Genomic DNA, 16,154 nt, shown 5'->3' with positions numbered 1-16,154 from the left:
GTCAACCCCCGTAAAATTCTGTCTGGAACGGGTTTGCGCAGGTCAATACCATGTCGCGGAGTGAGTTCGACCGACGACAGGTAGCGCGATGCGCGGTGGTGACGGTTTCGAGCAGTACGCGACGCGCGCGGCGGTCGAGTACGGTCGCTGCGTGCACCTGTCCCAGGTCTGGCTGCATGTGCACAACCCCGAGATGCCACTGCCCGATCACGGCTGGAAGTTACACATCTCGGTGCGCCCGCAGGATTTCGAGCGGTTGGCCGACATCGTGGTGCCGGAATTACTGGCGGCGGGATGTCATTTCCGGATGATTCGCTCGGAGCCCGCGCTGCGGGAGTTGAGCGGGGATACGGGCGGGAAGGCGTGGACGGTATATCCGAGCCCGGCGCAGATCCGCGAGGTCGGCACGCTGTTGGCCGAGTTGCTGCGCGGGGAGCGGGGGCCACGCCTACCCGCCGACGGTCGGGTCGCCGAGGACGCCCCGGTCTATTACGGCTACGGTCCGTTCGGGCAGCGCAATGTCTCCTGGAACGAGAAAACGGTTCATCCGCGGCCGCGTTGGACGGTTGACCCGTTCCTGGAGACCGCCGACTCGCCGAAGTACGGTCTGGTCGAAATTCTCAGCGGCAATGTGTATTACGCCCAGGACGTCCGTACCGGAGAACGGGTCGTCGTCAAACAGGCCCGGGCCGCACGGGCCGCCGAATCCGGCGGCCCGGACGACGACGCTCGCGGCCGATTGCGCAACGAACACTACGTTCTCGAGCATCTCAGCGAGATATCGGGCGTACCGAGGTATTTGGATCATTTCCGGCATGGCGTCGACGAATACCTGGTCACCAGCTTCGACGGGAAGTTCACCCTCGCACAGGATGTCGCGCGGCACGGCCGCTATCGGCCGCTGTCTGCGGCGCGATCGACCGATCCGTCGCGCCGGTCGCTGGATCGCCTGGCCACCCGGCTGGCCCGGATCCTCGGCGATATTCACACCCGCGGATTCATCGTCGCGGATCTGTCGCCGAAGAACATCGTGATCCGCCAGTCCAGCGGTGAACCGACCATCATCGACCTCGGGCATTGCAATCACGGCCGCGTGCGTCCCGTCGCCGGTGCGCCGGGGTATGCCACGCATGCCCAATTGGCCGGCGCCGCACCGTCGGTCGCCGATGATCTGCACGCGCTCGGCATGACATTGCTGTTCGCCGCGACCGGCGCGGATCCGGTCGAGGCCGGACCCGATCCCGAGGAACCCCGCAGGCGCGCCCGCGAAACCATCCGGCGCAGATTCGGCGTCGAAACACCGCCCCTGCTGCGCTGCATCGTGGGCCTGCTCGATCCCGATCTCGATCGCGCCCGCGCGGCCCTGAGCGCCCTTGGCTCCGGCTATCCCGAACGATTCCACACCGTTGCGATACCACTGACCGGAATTGATTGCGGTCCAACCGATCTCATCGATCAATTGCGAGCCGATGTGATCGATCGCGTCACCCGCCTGCTGGACGGCCCCGGCGGATGGTCCGAACCCAACGCCTATCACGGCGCGGCGGGGGTGGGCCTGGAACTGCTGCACCACCTCGGTAAGCGCGAGGCCGTGGACGCCGTGCAGAGTCTGGGTCGCGCCGCCGCGGACCATGCGCGGCGAATCCGCATGCCTCCGGGATTGTTCGTCGGATCCACCGGCGTCGACATTCTGCTGCGCCGCCTGCACGACGAGGGTATCGAGGCACCCGAGCCGACGAATCCTATTCTCACCGAATGGGATTCGCGGCAGCAGGGCGACGATCTCATCGCGGGCGTGGCCGGAATCGGCTTCGGGCACTGTCTGCTCGCCGACGCCGCGTCGACTCCGCCCGAGAACCGACGACGGCATCTGGCTGTGGCCCGCCGCTGCGCGAAGCGGTTGATCGACCACACGCCGTCTCGATCCTCCTATCCCGCCGACGATCTCCCGCCCGCGGCCGGAATCGACGCCTCGGTCGGCATGGCGCACGGACAGGCCGGGGCGGTGGCATTCCTGCTGCATATGAGCGCACTCGGCCTACTCGCCTCCGACGAGCCCGCACTGCGTTACCGGCTGGCGGATCTGTATCGCCAAACGCGTTCGCTCCTCGAACGCTCCGCACAGTCCACCGCCGCCCGGCTGTGCGTCTCGTGGTGCCGCGGCCTGGCCGGAATCGGCGACACGCTGCTGCAATCCGCCGAAATCCGTTCCGACAGCGAGGCCCTGGAGCTGGCCATCGCCGCGGGAACCACCTGCGCGACCTGGCTCCCTAACCTGGCCGCCCCCGGCGCCTGCTGTGGCATATCCGGCGTCGGCGACTTCCTGCTCCGCCTGGCCGACCTCACCGGCAAGGACCGCTTCACCGAAGCCGCCTGGTCCGCCGCCACCCACCTCGTCGGCCGCGATATCGCCGAGGGCACCTGTTACAACCCAGCCGACCCCGCCGACCAACGCAGCGTCGTCTCCTGGGCCTACGGCCGCTCGGGCATCCTCGCATTCCTCCGCCGCCTCCACACCGGCGACAAACCATCAACGGTCGGACCGTTCTGAACCAGAATTGCGTACCGGTCGGGCTGTTGAGAATAGGGCTGTAACAGCTGCGGCCGGAATGGCGACCGAAATTATAGGAAAGCAGTCGGTTGCCATGGCCCCGCGGCCGCTCGGATTCAGTTAGAAAGCGTCCACACCATGTCGAGCACACTCGATCGAATCAACGCCATCGCAGGCAAGTTGCGCACAGCGCACACGGTCATCGCCACCGAGGAAGCCACGAAAAACGCTCTCGTCATGCCGTTCATTTCGCAGGTCCTCGGCTATGACGTCTTCGATCCGGCCGAGGTCGTGCCCGAGTTCATCGCGGATGTAGGCACCAAGAAGGGCGAGAAGATCGACTACGCCATCCTGAAGAATGGGATCATTCAAATATTGGTCGAGTGCAAGAAAATGTCGGAGCCGCTGGACATCAACCACGCCTCCCAACTCTTCCGGTATTTCACGGTGACATCGGCTCGGATCGCCATACTCACCAATGGCCGCGAATATCAAGTGTTCACCGACGGCGATCGGCCGAACATCATGGACTCCAAGCCTTTTCTGGTTTTCGACATCCTCAACATGGACCGTCTGCTCGTTCCCGAGGTTGCGAAGTTGTCGAAGGAGTCGTTCGATCTCGACTCGATCGTCAGCGCCGCGGAGGAGCTGAAGTACATCGGTCAGATCAAGCGAATCATCGCCGGTGAGGCCAAGAGTCCCTCCGACGAGTGGGTGCGACTCTTCGTCTCTCGCGTCTACGAGGGCAAGGCCACGCAGCGCGTCGTCGACCAGTTCCGGCCTCTGGCCGCCAAGGCCTTCGCGCAATATGTCGCAGACCAGGTGAGCGACCGGCTGAATACCGCCCTGGGCGAGAACGACGGAGCGGTGATCGCCGCGGCCGCCGCGCCGAGGCCGATACCCGCGATCACTCCTGATGCTGTCGCGCCCGAGCCGGACGACGGAATCGTCACTACCCCAGAGGAACTCGACGGATACAACATCATCCGTGCCATCCTGGCCAAGGACATAGATCCGATGAGAGTGTTCTGCCGCGACGCGAAGGCCTACTGCGCAATCCTGCTCGACGACAACAACCGGAAGCCGATCGCTCGATTGCATTTCAATGGCAAGGGCATCAAGTTCATCACAACCTTCGAGAACGGAAAGCTCGGTGAGCGGCACGATATCGGCAGTGTGGTCGACATCTACCGGCATGCGGACCGGATCCTCGCCGCGGTGTCCAACTATGCCTGAGCTGAGCGATACACACCCCTGTCGGCCAATGCCCCATGGATTTCACGTCGCGCTGTCACACTGGCCGCATGTACGACTGCGACGTGCTGGTGCTCGGTTCCGGGCCCGGTGGGCAGAAGGCGGCTATTGCTACCGCGAAGCTTGGGCGGCGGGCGGGTGTGGTTGAGCGGCGGGACATGATCGGTGGGGTGTGTATCAACACCGGGACGATTCCGTCGAAGACACTGCGGGAGGCCGTGCTTTATCTGACGGGGCTCAGTCAGCGGGAGATGTATGGGCAGAGTTATCGGGTGAAGGAGAACATCACCGTCGCCGATCTGCTCGCCCGGGCGAATCATGTGATCGGGCGGGAGATCGATGTGATCCGAAATCAGCTCTCGCGCAATCGGGTTGCCATGTATCCGGGTATGGGGGCGTTCGTGGACGAGCACACCGTGGAGGTGATGGACGGGACGGGGCGCGAGACGCGGGTGACCGCGGAGAAGATCGTGATCGCCACCGGTACCCAACCCGCGCGCCCGGAGGCGGTGGAGTTCGACGGCACGACGATCATCGACTCCGACGGCATCTTGCGTCTCGAGCGGGTTCCGCAGTCGATGATCGTGGTCGGCGCGGGGGTCATCGGCATCGAGTACGCGTCGATGTTCGCCGCGCTGGGTTGCAAGGTGACGGTGGTGGAATCGCGTGAACGGATGCTGGACTTCTGCGATATCGAGGTGGTCGAGGCGCTGAAGTATCACCTGCGCGATCTCGCGGTCACCTTCCGTTTCCGCGAGACCGTCGCCGCGGTGGAGCGGCATCCGCGCGGTGCGATCGCGATTCTGGAGAGCGGCAAGAAGATTCCGGCCGAGGTGGTGATGTACTCCGCGGGACGGCAGGGCATGACCGAGAGTCTGCGGCTCGACAATGCCGGGCTGAGCGCGGACAAGCGCGGCCGGGTCGCCGTCGACGAATATTTCCGCACCGAGATCCCGCACATCTACGCCGTCGGCGATGTGATCGGCTTCCCGGCGCTGGCCGCGACCTCGATGGAACAGGGTCGCCTGGCCGCCCATCACGCGTGCGGCGAACCGGTGCAGGCATTGTCGTCGCTGCAGCCGATCGGGATCTACACGATTCCGGAGATCAGTTTCATCGGCAAGACCGAGGACGAGCTGACCGCGGAACGGATTCCGTTCGAGGTCGGGGTGTCTCGCTACCGCGAACTGGCGCGCGGCCAGATCATCGGCGATTCCTACGGCGTGCTCAAACTCCTGGTGTCCAGCGAGGACCGCACGCTGCTCGGCGTGCACGTGTTCGGCACCGGCGCCACCGAACTCGTGCATATCGGTCAGGCGGTGATGGGTTGCGGTGGCACGGTGGACTATCTGGTCGACGCCGTATTCAACTACCCCACCCTCGCGGAGTCCTACAAGGTCGCGGCGCTGGACGCGATGAACAAGATCCGCCAGATCGACCATATGGACTGACCGCGCAAGCGGTTGGCGGACCTCGCATCCCGACTCGCCCCGCGCACCCCGATGTGGGAGGTATTCTCCTGCGTTATGGCAGGTAAGCGCACGGTTCTCACCGTTCGGCTCCGCCGGTTGGCGGCGCTGCTGTTCGAGATGCGCGAACACTCCGGTCTCAGCAAGGAAGTGGTCAGCGCCCGCACCGGGATCAATGTGACCACGCTGTACCGGATCGAGACCGCGCAGGCCCGGCCGCAGCGCCGCACGCTGATGGCCATGCTCGAGCTGTACGGCGTCGAGGATCCGCAGCGGTCCGATGCGCTGCAATTGCTCTCGGAGGCACAGAAACCCGGTATGTCGCGGCCGTTCGAGGCGGCGGTGTCGGAGGTGTACGCGGCCTATATCAACTTCGAGACCGAGGCGCTGTCGGCGCGGCTGTTCCAGACCTCGTTCATCCCGGGGTTGCTGCAGACCGAACGCTACGCGTGGGCCGTGCTCGATACCGCGATGCCCAAGGTGGAGACCGCGGTCATCGAACAACGACTGCGCGCCCGCGTCGAACGGTCCAAGGTGCTCACCCGGGTCGGCAATCCGCTGGAACTGTGGGTGGTGCTGGACGAAGCGGCGATTCGGCGAGTGGTGGGCGGGGCCGAGGTCATGCGCGAACAACTGCTGCGGCTGACCGAGGAATCCGATAAGCGCAATGTGATCCTGCAGGTGCTGCCGTTCGGCGCCGGGGCGCATCCGGCCATGGTCGGCTCGTTCGTGGTGCTGGACTTCCCCGATCCCGCCGATCCCGAACTGGTCTACGTCGAGGGCATCGCGGGCGACGATATCGTGGAGGGCCACAATGAGATTCGACGCTTCGGAGTGATGTTCGACCAGTTGCGCGCGATGGCGCTGAGCCCGCGCGATTCGGCCGAGATGATCAACGAGGTCGCCGAGGGGCTGCGCTGATCAGCTGCGACTGGCTCGGCGATAGCCGATGAACGCGGGCCCGGCGAAGACGACGATCGCCCCGACCGACCACGTCACGGTCGCCAGTAGCGGACCACGCACCGGACCCCCCAGCGACAATCCGCGCATGGTGTCGATGGCATGGCTCATGGGCTGATGCGCCACAATGGGTTTCGCCCAGGCCGGATAGGCGGCCAGCGGGACGAAACCGGTCGAGAAGAACATCATCAGCGACGATCCCAGGGAAATCGCCTCCACCAGAGCCGGTTTGGCGGTGTACACAGCCACGGCGGTGACCAGGGTCGCGAAACCGAGCCCGTACACCACCGGAACGCACACCAGCGCCACCGCGGCCGCGACACCCTCCCGGAAGCGGAATCCGAGCGCCACGCCGACGCCGAACAGGACGAGTGTGCAGGTCAGGATGCGCACACCCTCGGCGAGCACCCGTGCCGCCGGACCCGAGGCGCGATGCACCGGCAGCACCCACAGCCTGGCCAGCAGCCCCGCGTCGCGCTCACGCCCCAGCGTGATGGCACCGGCCAGCGAACCCGACATCGCCGATACCAGCGTCACCATCGGCACCGACCCGTACAGCGCGCTGACGCCCGAGAACGCCGAGATCTGACGGCCCAGAACGGTATTCAGCACGATCAGCAGACCGGCCGGGAATACCAGCGACTGTGCCATCGTCAACGGGTCCCGCCGCCAGCGCATCAGGAGTCGCCTGGTCTGAATCACCGTCTGCGACAGCACGTATCGCGGAGATTCGGTCCGTCCGATCACCACCGGCAGGTCCACGCTCATCGCTGCCTCCGCAGGGCCACCACGACGGCCGCGCCGCCGAAGGTCAGCATTCCGGCCGCCATCCAAGCCAATCCGGGACCCAACGCCGCCCAGCTCACCGCGCCCGCCCGTCCCGAACGATCACCGGCCAACGCGCGCAATACGTAGACGAACTGCGAGACCGGCTGATCACGCGCGAATCTTTGGATCCAGTGCGGGAACTGCCGCGCGGGCGCGAATCCGGTGGACACCATCCCGAGAATCAGCTGCGGCAGGACCAGGACCTGCGTGATCGCCTCGGGGCTCTTGGACAGTGTGCCCAGCAGGTCGCCCATCAGCCCGATCATCAGTCCGACCAGGAGCGCGAAGCCGAGGAAACCCGCCGTATGCCACCAGCTTCCATAGAAGCGGAAGCCGATCACCCGGCCGCAGACGAGCGCGGCCAGCAGCGACCACGCGATTCGACACCCCGTGGCGAGGACGCGCGCCAGCAGCGGGGTCACCGAGGGCATGGGCATGGTCGCGAAGCGGGCGTCCAATCCGTCGCGCGCGTCGCCGGCCGCGCGGAAGGCCGCCGCGGTGCCGCTGAACGACACTGCCTGCATGACGATCATCGGCATCAGGAATTGCGCGTAACTGCTCAGCCCGTAACCGACGAAACTCATCACCCGATTCAGCGGCACATAGAACCCGAGGGTGAATACGGTCGGCGCGAGCAGGGCAGTCAGCAGTTCGCCATTGCGTACCGAGGGCCGGATCAGGCGCAGCGCCAGGACCCAGCTCTGCGTCATGGCCCGCCGTCGAATCGGTTCGATCGACACCGCAACCTCCTTCCTGGCCGCTTCGCACGATCAATCTCAACAGAGACATCGCGCGAACCGCCGGATGCGCAGCCGTGCCGCGAGCCGTCAAGACCCCCTGCTCCCATTCGGCGGAATTCGGCGCGGCGTCGGCGCACCGAAAACGGGAGCGGCCACTATGCTGACCGCCGTGCTCGATGCCCAGCCCCCTGTCGCGCCCCATCCCGATATCGCACACCTGGCCCCGCTGCTGGGCACTTGGCGCGGGTCCGGCCACGGTGAGTACCCGACCATCGACTCGTTCGACTATCACGAGGAGATTCATTTCGGGCACGTCGGCCGGCCGTTCCTGACCTATCGCCAGCGCACCCGCCATGCGGGAGACGGTCGTCCGCTGCATGCCGAGACCGGCTATCTACGCTGTGCCGGACCGGATCGCATCGAGCTGATCCTGGCTCATCCGACCGGGATCACCGAGATCTGCGAGGGCACGATCGACGTCGTCGACGGCGCGCTGCGAATGGAGCTGGGCTCCACCCAGATCGGGCGCACCACGTCCGCGAAACTGGTCACCTCGCTCGGCCGGTCGCTACATCTGTCCGGGGATGTCATCGACTACACGCTGCGGATGGCAGCCGTCGGGCAACCCGAGCAGCATCACCTCGCCGCGAGCCTGCATCGGGCCGAACAGGATCGGTGAACCGGCACTGAGCTGGTCGGACATAGCTCACATTTGACCGATCGGAAAAGTTGGGGGTTGAAACTTCCAGCGTTCTCGGTCTACCGTTTTCGAGTCGGCCAACAGTCGGCGAATCACTTGTTCGAGCCTTCGATCTCACTCACCCACAAGGGAGAAGACCATGAAGCGTTCGACATTGGCCCTCGTCACCGTGGGCATGATCCTGGCCGGGGCGGGCGTCGTCGAGTTACTCGGTGACGCGTCTTCCGCCGAAATGTCCGGCCCTGTCCCCCATACCCGTTCGACGGTGCCGGACGGCCTTCACTCACCCTGATCGAACCGAATACCGCTTTCGCGAACGTCCCCTCGGTCCCGGCGACACGCGCCCCGCTCCGGCGCCTCGTTGCCGGGATCGTCCCGTTGCCCGATACGACTCACGCGATACCCGGCGGCAGCGCGGCCAACATATCTCGGGTCAGGGCGACCGCGTTGTCCGAGCTGCCGCCACGAACGACCAGCGTTGCCCAGGCCAGGTCGCCGCGGTATCCGATGAACCAGGAATGGGAGCCGCCGTCCACCTCGGCCTCGCCTGTTTTGCCGTAGACCTCGCCTTGGTCGGCGATGCGCTCGGCCGTGCCGCCGGTGACGACCTTGCGCATCATCGAGCGCAGACCGTTCAGCACCGAGGTCGGTAGCGGTGGGCGGTCGCCGTCGATCGTGGTCGGGTGTCCGGAGATCAGGTACGGCGTCGGCGCCGAACCGTGGGCGACGGTGGCGGCGACCAATGCCATGCCGAACGGGCTCACCAGGACCTTGCCCTGCCCGATGCCGTTCTCGGTGCGCAGGACCAGATCGTTCGAAATGGGCACCGATCCGGAGACGGTGGGTAGTCCGGCCACGGTGTAGTCCGGTCCCACACCGAATTTGGTGGCGGTGCGCGTCAGGGCGTCGGGCTTCAGTTGGCTGGCGAGTTTGGCGAAGGCGGTATTGCAGGAGCGTTCGTAGTCCTGGGACATCGGCGCGTTGCCGATGGTGAACAGGTTGTAGTTGGGGATGGTCCGGTCGCCGATCACGATGGTGCTCGGGCATGGCACCACGGTGTCGGGTGTGGCGAGTCCAGCGGTCATGGCCGCGGCGGCGGTCACGGTCTTGAAGATCGAGCCGGGCGGGTACAGGCCGGAGGTGGCCACGGGGCCGTCGACATCGGCCGCCCGATTCTGGGCCACGGCAAGAATCGCACCGGTCGAGGGTTGCAGCGCGACCATGACGGCCTGTTCGGCGCGGCCGTCCACGGCGCGTTGCGCGGCATTCTGCACGGTCCGGTCGATACTCAGCGAGAACGACGGGGCGGGTTGGGGCGCAACCTCTTTCAGCACATCGGTGTCCACGCCGTTGGAGTTGATGGTGACCACGCTCCACCCGGCCTTACCGTCCACCTCGTCGATGACGGTCTTGCGCACCTGGGTCATCAGATCGGGGGCGAAGGTGCGGTCGGTGACCACCAGATCCCACTGCTTGTCGACACCGACGCCCGGCAGGGCGAGCAGTTCGGGATCGAGCTGGTCGAACTCCCAATCCGACAGCACCGCAACGGTGTACGCACCGGCGGCGGCGCCGTTGCGGATCGACTCGGCCGTGAGCTTGGCGTCGAAGCGCCCGAGCGCCTGCGCGAGTTCGGCGGCCACCGCGCCCGGATCGCTCACCCCGGACGTGGTGAACGAAATGCGATGCACCACACCGGGTACCAGCACATCGCTGCCCGCCCGCTCGTTCACCCGGGCGCGCGGCGCGGGAGTGGCTCGCAACTCCATGGTCTGGGTGTCACCGAGTTTGGGGTGGACGTCGGCCGAGGTCCAGCGCACCTGCCAGCGACCCTCGCTGCGTCCCATCTGCAATTGCCCGGAGTAGGTCCAGTTCCGATTCTTCGGCAGTCGCCACTCGTAGGTGTAGTCGACGGTCGCGGTGTCGCCGGTGACTCGGGCCGCGCCGACCCGCGCGCTCATCTTCTCCGCCTGCAACTTGCGCCACGCCGAATCCAGTACCGCCGCGGCCTTCTCGGGCTGATTGGTCAGCGCGGCCGCCCGCGCCGAATCGTGCCGGGCGAAGGCGTTGACGAACCGATCGGCCGTGGGCAGCGGTCCCTGGGACACTCCCGAACAGCCGGACGCACCGATGATCAATCCGATCGCAACGGGCAAAACGCCCAAAAACCTTCCGCGGCACCGGAGCACGGTCGGTGCGACGACGTGGCGGAGGGCGGTACTGGCCGGCACGGCACAGATGGTAGTCAGACAATGCCCCGCAAACGGGACGACACTCGCGTCAGTCGACGAGAACCGTGGCGAATGTGGCGACCTGGCGGAAGCCGACCCGAGCATAGGCGCGACGGGCAACCTCGTTGTAGGAGTTGACGTACAGGCTCGCGGTGCGACCCGAGGCCACCACGGTATTGACGATGGCCGCGGTGCCGGACGCGCCCAAACCCCGTCCGCGCCATTCCGGATGCACCCACACACCCTGAATCTGACCGGTGCGCCGCGACAGCGCGCCCACCTCCGCTTTGTACACCACGTGCCCATCCTCGAACCGCGCCCACGCGCGGCCGGCCTGGATCAGGCTCGCCACCCGGCGTCGGTAACCGCGGCCGCCGTCGCCACTGCGCGGATCGACGCCGATCTCCTCGGTGAACATCGCGACCGCGGCGATCAGGTACCGATCCAATTCGTCGGGACGCACGCGACGCACATTCGGATCGGGCGAAGCCAGGGCGGGACCCTCGAGCGCGAGCAGCGGCTGATCGGCCCGAAGATCACGAGCCGGACCCCACTGATCGGCGAGCAGCTCCCACAGCGGCAGCGCCAACTCCTGACGACCCACCACCGACGAACACAGCCGCGGCCAGCGCGTGGCCCGATCGGCGAAGGCCTTCATATCCTCGTGCCCGCCGCGCAGCGGGACCAGGTTCGCCCCGGAGAAGCACAGCGACGCCCCGGGACCACCACGGCTCCACAACTCTCCGTGACCGCCGCGACCGTCGAGGCCGTACTCCTGCAAACGGGCGGCAATCATACAGCTCGCCACTGGGTCGGTGTCCAGAACTCGCAGCACCTGGGCCAGATCGCGATTCGCAAGCTGACGAGCCCCGGAAAGTCGGGTCCGGCGGCTCGGCTCCAGCACACTCCGCACGTTCACAGCCTGCCACGAACAATGCGAACGTGCTGGTTTTTGGTCAGCCGGGGGCTACCCGACCGTGACGACCGGTTCACCGGTGCCTGCGTCGTCGTCCATTCCTTCCGCGAGCCGCATCGCTTCTTCGATGAGGGTTTCCACAATGAGATGCTCGGGCACGGTCTTGATGACCTCGCCCTTCACGAAGATCTGGCCCTTGCCGTTACCCGAGGCGACACCGAGATCGGCCTCGCGGGCCTCGCCCGGACCGTTCACGACACAACCCATCACAGCCACTCGCAGCGGGACTTCCATACCTTCGAGTCCGGCGGTGACCTCGTTGGCGAGGGTGTACACATCCACCTGCGCGCGCCCGCACGACGGGCAGGACACGATCTCGAGTTTGCGCGGGCGCAGGTTCAGCGACTGCAGAATCTGGTTACCGACCTTGACCTCCTCGGCCGGGGGCGCGGACAGCGACACGCGGATGGTGTCGCCGATGCCCTCACTGAGCAGAGCGCCGAAGGCCACCGCGGATTTGATCGTGCCCTGGAACGCCGGACCGGCCTCGGTGACGCCCAGGTGCAGCGGGTAGTCGCTCTGCGCTGCCAGCTGACGGTAGGCCTCGACCATCACGACCGGGTCGTTGTGCTTGACCGAGATCTTGATATCGCCGAACCCGTGCTCCTCGAACAGGCTCGCCTCCCACAGCGCGGACTCGACCAGCGCTTCGGGGGTGGCCTTGCCGTATTTCTCCATCATCCGCTTGTCCAGCGAACCCGCGTTGACACCGATCCGGATCGGGATCCCCGCGGCCCCGGCCGCCTTCGCGACCTCGCCGACCCGGCCGTCGAATTCCTTGATATTGCCCGGATTCACCCGTACCGCAGCACAACCGGCATCGATCGCGGCGAAGATGTAGCGCGGCTGGAAATGGATATCCGCGATCACCGGGATCGGCGACTTCTTCGCGATCGCCGCCAGCGCGTCGGCGTCCTCCTGCCGCGGGCAGGCCACACGGACGATATCGCAGCCCGACGCGGTCAACTCCGCGATCTGCTGCAACGTCGAGTTCACATCATGAGTCTTGGTCGTCGTCATCGACTGCACGGAAACCGGGAAATCACTGCCGACCCCGACCTTGCCCACCATCAACTGGCGGGTCTTGCGCCGGGGCGCGAGGACCGCCGCCGGCGCGGCCGGGATCCCCAATGCAATGGCACTCACGTTCGGCTGCCTACTTTCGCTTTCGTCTGCGTGCTGCCCGTTCGCCCCGAGTCTAGTGCTGTCCGAATGGGGGCCGCCCTGTGAGTGCGGCGACAGGGGAACCGGCGGTGAGCGGGGCGCGTCCAAGGTATCGAGCGGTAATGTGCTGGCCGGACGGTGGGGCTCTGGAGTGAAGGGGAACCTATGACGAGCCTGGGGAAGGCAGTGGGCGGGGTTGCGCTGGCTGTGGGGGCGTTGGCGCTGGTGGCGGGGTGTGGGCCGGGGGGTGGTGGGGGGACTACTACGTCGAGTAGTGCTAGTCCGACGACGACCGACCCGGCCGCGAGCCTGTGGGACCCGTGTGCGCTACCGGACTCCGCGCTGGTCGCCAACGGACTGGATCCGGCGACAAAGCAACCTGGCGTCTTGGGCAAGCAGTTCCCGGGATCGAAAACGTGCGCATGGACTTCCACCACGAAGTGGTACGACTTGACGGTCTACTCGATCGGCAGATCGTTGCAGGAAATTCGTGACCGCACCGACTTGGCCGGATTCACCCCAACGACAGTCGGGTCCCACGAAGCGATCCAGTTCGGCGATGCTGGGGATCCCAAAGCGCTGAATTGCTACATCGCCGTCGCCCTCGAGCAAGGCGATGTCACGTTCGAAGCTCAGACAAACTACTCGGTCGGAAAACAGGGCGATCCGTGCGCGCAGGTGCGCCGCCACGCCGACGACTTGGTCAAGTATCTACCCGCTAGCTGAGGAGGGGGCATGATCGCCGGGGTTGATCCCGCCGAATGGCAAAAGTTGCTGGGCCAGGCAAACTCTGGGCAGTTGTCCCTCGACCCGGAGATCGGCAAGGGGCTCGACAAGGTCTGCGACGACTACTTGGATCGTCTTAACACCCTCATGAAATCGTCTGCCCGACTTCGGTATCTAGGCGGCTTCGGATCCTTCCAGTCGGGGAAGGATCTGCAAGCGAAGTTCAGCAAGAAGGCGTTCGGCGGAGACCAATCACTGGAGATCGTTCTCCAACAGCACATGGACGCGGTCAAGACAGCTAAAGAGGTTGTAGCCAAGGCTATTTCGAACTTCGTCGGGGTCGACCAGCAGAATGCCGATGGTTACACCAACACCGAGGTGCCGAAATGAGCTCCTACGAGGACTATCAGCGGCGAATCATTGCGGCACAAGATCAGTGGAACAAGGAGAGGGAGCGTATCTACGGGGAGACCCGCACGTTCGACTCCGCGTTTCAGGGTGACTTCGACAAACCGGCGATCAATTATTGCGAGGTGTACGAGGGCTACAAGCTGGACGAGATGCGCAAGATCGTCAGTGAGATGCGCCCAGACGAGGTGCGCGATGCGTCGGAGATCTGGCGCCAGATCGGCAAGGACCTGGAAGAGGCATCGAAGACGTTCAATACCGCGTTCGCAAAGACTGTCAGCGGCGATGGCCAACATGCCGGTTGGACCGGCCAGTCCGGTCCTGCCGCTGTCACCGCGGTGAACAACTACACCACGCAATCGCAGAATCTTGTCGCGGCCGCGCAGGTGGTGGGAGCCAAGCTTGCCGAGGCACATACCGGACTCGAACAGACTCAGGCGCTGTTCCCGGGTATCACCCAGCGCCCCAATGTGCTCGACAAAACCCTGCCCAAAGACGGCGTCATGAAGTCGGGCGACTACGACGAGGAGGAAGAGACCGAAGAGGCCCGCCGTATCCTCCGCACGGTCTACGGCCGCGTCGTTGTTCAGACAGATCAAGGCGTGCCCGTACTTCCCACTCCACAACCGATTACCGACAGCGGCCCAATCGCCCCCGTACCCAACCAACCCTGGCCAGGCGGCTCCACCCCCGGCGGCACGAACACCGGCAACACCGGCAACACCACCAGCGGCGGCGAAACCCCAAGCGGCGAAACCAAACCCGAGGACTCCAAAGATCAGGGCGGCGAAACCAAGCCCGACGACAACTCCGCCGAGGACCCCGGCACGCAGGCCGCGAGCACTTCACCGAGTTCGCTGGCGGACTCCGGCACGACCGGCGGTACGTCCGGCGTGAATTCGACGAGTTCCGGAACCGCCACCACCCCAGCCGGTTTGGGCGGCGCGTCGTCGACCGGTGGCATAACCACTCCGGGGATCGGCCGCGGCGGATCGAGTGGAGGCGGGGGCCTGGGGCGTGGTGGGTCCGGCGGGGGCACGGGTGGTCAGGGCACAGCGGGGAACGCACCTGGGCGCAGCATTCCCGGTGGTGGCCTCGCGCCCACTGCGGCCGCCGCCGCTCGGCTGGCAGGTGCGTCCGGACAGGCCGGGACCGCGGGGCTGCCCGGGATGGGGATGCCCGGTGCGGGGGCCAAGAAGGAAGAGGATCGCGAAAAGTCCGGTGTTCCGGACTATCTCGTTACGCAGGAGCATGGCGAGGAGTTGATCGGGCCGGATACCAAGGCGATTCCGCCGGTTATCGGTGGGGATTACGATCGTGATTAGTTGGCGATTCACCGGTATGGAGTTCGAGATTCTCTGGGCCGGTTATGGTCGTGATCGTTTGCCCTATCCGATTCAGTTCCGGCCGCAAGCAGTCGATTTCGATGATCTGAAGGCGCAGCGGGAGGCGGCCGTCGAGGCACTGCTCGGTAAGTACGAACCCGAGATCCCGCGGGCCGTCGAAGTTCTGCTGGAGCCCGATGTTCGGGTGGAGATGAAGGGTTTCGCCGGGCCGGAGTTGTCGGAGGTCATTCGGTTTCACGGTGCCGTTCGTGGGTCCGAGGGCGTGGCGCTGCGGCAGCTTCCGGGAGCGAGCGAGGACACCGGCGCGGATGTACTTGTCTCCTATGGCGAATCGAGCCATGTGGCCCAGCAAACCGTCGCCGCATTACCGCCCAGCGGGCCGGGGGCGCGACAGCCGATCGAGATTCGGCGACAGCAGATCGCCACGGACGGCAATCGCGCGGTCGCCACACCGGGCAACAGCATCGAGCAGCTCAACGGCATCTTCAAACGCCGCCGCCTCGGCCTGGGTGAGATCACCGTCTTCCCGGGCCCGGCCGTCGACGCCCGCCCGACGCCCGGCCGCGGCTTCTGGTGGATGGATTACGAGGACGGCCGCTACTACGTGAAAACCGGCGACCCGATCGTCGCCAAACCGCTCGACGCCACGCGCATGGCCGCCGAGATCCATCGCCTGACCACCCTCACCCAGCGCTACTTCGCCGAGGACCGCGAACACGACGAGTATCTGCGCTCACGCCGCTGAAAACCGATCGTGTCCTCGACACCACGAAGGGTGCGGCCGTTGCCCGCGACCTCTCG

At 65.7% G+C, this 16,154-nt stretch carries 15 protein-coding genes; 10 read left to right on the top strand and 5 right to left on the bottom strand.

The window, feature by feature from the left end:
• Positions 1-88 precede the first annotated feature (88 nt).
• The 4 genes from NP4_RS15980 (at position 89) to NP4_RS15965 (ending at position 6,195) form a co-directional block, all read left to right on the top strand.
• Positions 89-2,551 (top strand): class III lanthionine synthetase LanKC N-terminal domain-containing protein, encoded by a 2,463-nt coding sequence (locus NP4_RS15980; RefSeq protein WP_067998424.1) that lies wholly within the window; start codon positions 89-91, stop codon positions 2,549-2,551.
• 291 nt (positions 2,552-2,842) lie between these two features.
• Complete coding sequence (locus NP4_RS15975; protein WP_245998082.1) at positions 2,843-3,787, top strand: type I restriction endonuclease; 945 nt, start codon at positions 2,843-2,845, stop codon at positions 3,785-3,787.
• A gap of 68 nt (positions 3,788-3,855) precedes the next feature.
• Complete coding sequence (sthA, locus tag NP4_RS15970) at positions 3,856-5,256, top strand: Si-specific NAD(P)(+) transhydrogenase (RefSeq protein ID WP_067998420.1); 1,401 nt, start codon at positions 3,856-3,858, stop codon at positions 5,254-5,256.
• Between the two features lie 75 nt (positions 5,257-5,331).
• Positions 5,332-6,195, top strand: a complete 864-nt coding sequence (locus tag NP4_RS15965; RefSeq protein WP_067998592.1) for a helix-turn-helix domain-containing protein — start codon at positions 5,332-5,334, stop codon at positions 6,193-6,195.
• Here NP4_RS15965 and NP4_RS15960 read toward each other — a convergent pair whose 3' ends face one another.
• Together NP4_RS15960 and NP4_RS15955 are read right to left on the bottom strand one after the other, a co-directional pair.
• Positions 6,196-7,002, bottom strand: coding sequence for an ABC transporter permease (locus NP4_RS15960; protein WP_067998418.1), 807 nt, complete (start codon positions 7,000-7,002; stop codon positions 6,196-6,198). It abuts the gene before it with no gap.
• The gene (locus NP4_RS15955) at positions 6,999-7,802 is read right to left on the bottom strand and encodes an ABC transporter permease (RefSeq protein WP_307597363.1); all 804 of its coding nucleotides are present in this window, start codon (positions 7,800-7,802) and stop codon (positions 6,999-7,001) included. Before NP4_RS15955 ends, NP4_RS15960 begins: the two co-directional genes overlap by 4 nt.
• A 157-nt stretch (positions 7,803-7,959) precedes the next feature.
• Here NP4_RS15955 and NP4_RS15950 point away from each other — a divergent pair, with 157 nt between their 5' ends.
• Together NP4_RS15950 and NP4_RS40970 are read left to right on the top strand one after the other, a co-directional pair.
• Positions 7,960-8,481, top strand: a complete 522-nt coding sequence (locus NP4_RS15950) for a peroxynitrite isomerase (RefSeq protein ID WP_067998416.1) — start codon at positions 7,960-7,962, stop codon at positions 8,479-8,481.
• Between the two features lie 160 nt (positions 8,482-8,641).
• A complete protein-coding gene (locus tag NP4_RS40970) occupies positions 8,642-8,794 on the top strand; it encodes a hypothetical protein (protein WP_156524917.1) in 153 nt (50 codons plus the stop codon).
• A 100-nt stretch (positions 8,795-8,894) separates the two neighbouring features.
• On the opposite strand, the gene NP4_RS15945 is transcribed toward NP4_RS40970, so the two are convergent.
• From NP4_RS15945 to ispG, 3 genes are all read right to left on the bottom strand, one after another.
• Positions 8,895-10,658: a penicillin-binding transpeptidase domain-containing protein gene (locus NP4_RS15945; RefSeq protein WP_067998414.1), complete on the bottom strand. Its 1,764-nt coding sequence runs from the start codon at positions 10,656-10,658 to the stop codon at positions 8,895-8,897.
• A gap of 124 nt (positions 10,659-10,782) precedes the next feature.
• Entirely contained in the window at positions 10,783-11,646 is an 864-nt protein-coding gene (locus NP4_RS15940; RefSeq protein WP_245998086.1) for a GNAT family N-acetyltransferase, read from the bottom strand.
• A gap of 54 nt (positions 11,647-11,700) precedes the next feature.
• The gene (gene ispG / locus NP4_RS15935) at positions 11,701-12,855 is read right to left on the bottom strand and encodes a flavodoxin-dependent (E)-4-hydroxy-3-methylbut-2-enyl-diphosphate synthase (RefSeq protein WP_082875903.1); all 1,155 of its coding nucleotides are present in this window, start codon (positions 12,853-12,855) and stop codon (positions 11,701-11,703) included.
• A gap of 183 nt (positions 12,856-13,038) precedes the next feature.
• Here ispG and NP4_RS15930 point away from each other — a divergent pair, with 183 nt between their 5' ends.
• The 4 genes from NP4_RS15930 to NP4_RS15915 are packed head-to-tail and all read left to right on the top strand — an operon-like array spanning position 13,039 to position 16,098.
• Positions 13,039-13,599, top strand: coding sequence for a DUF3558 domain-containing protein (locus NP4_RS15930; protein WP_147287995.1), 561 nt, complete (start codon positions 13,039-13,041; stop codon positions 13,597-13,599).
• A 9-nt stretch (positions 13,600-13,608) separates the two neighbouring features.
• Positions 13,609-13,989 carry a hypothetical protein gene (locus tag NP4_RS15925; protein ID WP_067998410.1) on the top strand — a complete coding sequence of 127 codons (381 nt, stop codon included), beginning with the start codon at positions 13,609-13,611 and terminating at the stop codon, positions 13,987-13,989.
• Positions 13,986-15,332 carry a WXG100 family type VII secretion target gene (locus NP4_RS15920; RefSeq protein WP_067998408.1) on the top strand — a complete coding sequence of 449 codons (1,347 nt, stop codon included), beginning with the start codon at positions 13,986-13,988 and terminating at the stop codon, positions 15,330-15,332. The genes NP4_RS15925 and NP4_RS15920 overlap by 4 nt, the downstream gene beginning before the upstream one ends.
• Positions 15,325-16,098 carry an ESX secretion-associated protein EspG gene (locus NP4_RS15915; protein WP_067998406.1) on the top strand — a complete coding sequence of 258 codons (774 nt, stop codon included), beginning with the start codon at positions 15,325-15,327 and terminating at the stop codon, positions 16,096-16,098. Before NP4_RS15920 ends, NP4_RS15915 begins: the two co-directional genes overlap by 8 nt.
• Positions 16,099-16,154: the final 56 nt, after the last annotated feature.

This window comes from Nocardia pseudobrasiliensis NBRC 108224 (assembly GCF_001613105.1).
GTDB lineage: Bacteria > Actinomycetota > Actinomycetes > Mycobacteriales > Mycobacteriaceae > Nocardia > Nocardia pseudobrasiliensis.
This window is presented reverse-complemented; position numbering and strand designations above follow the sequence as displayed.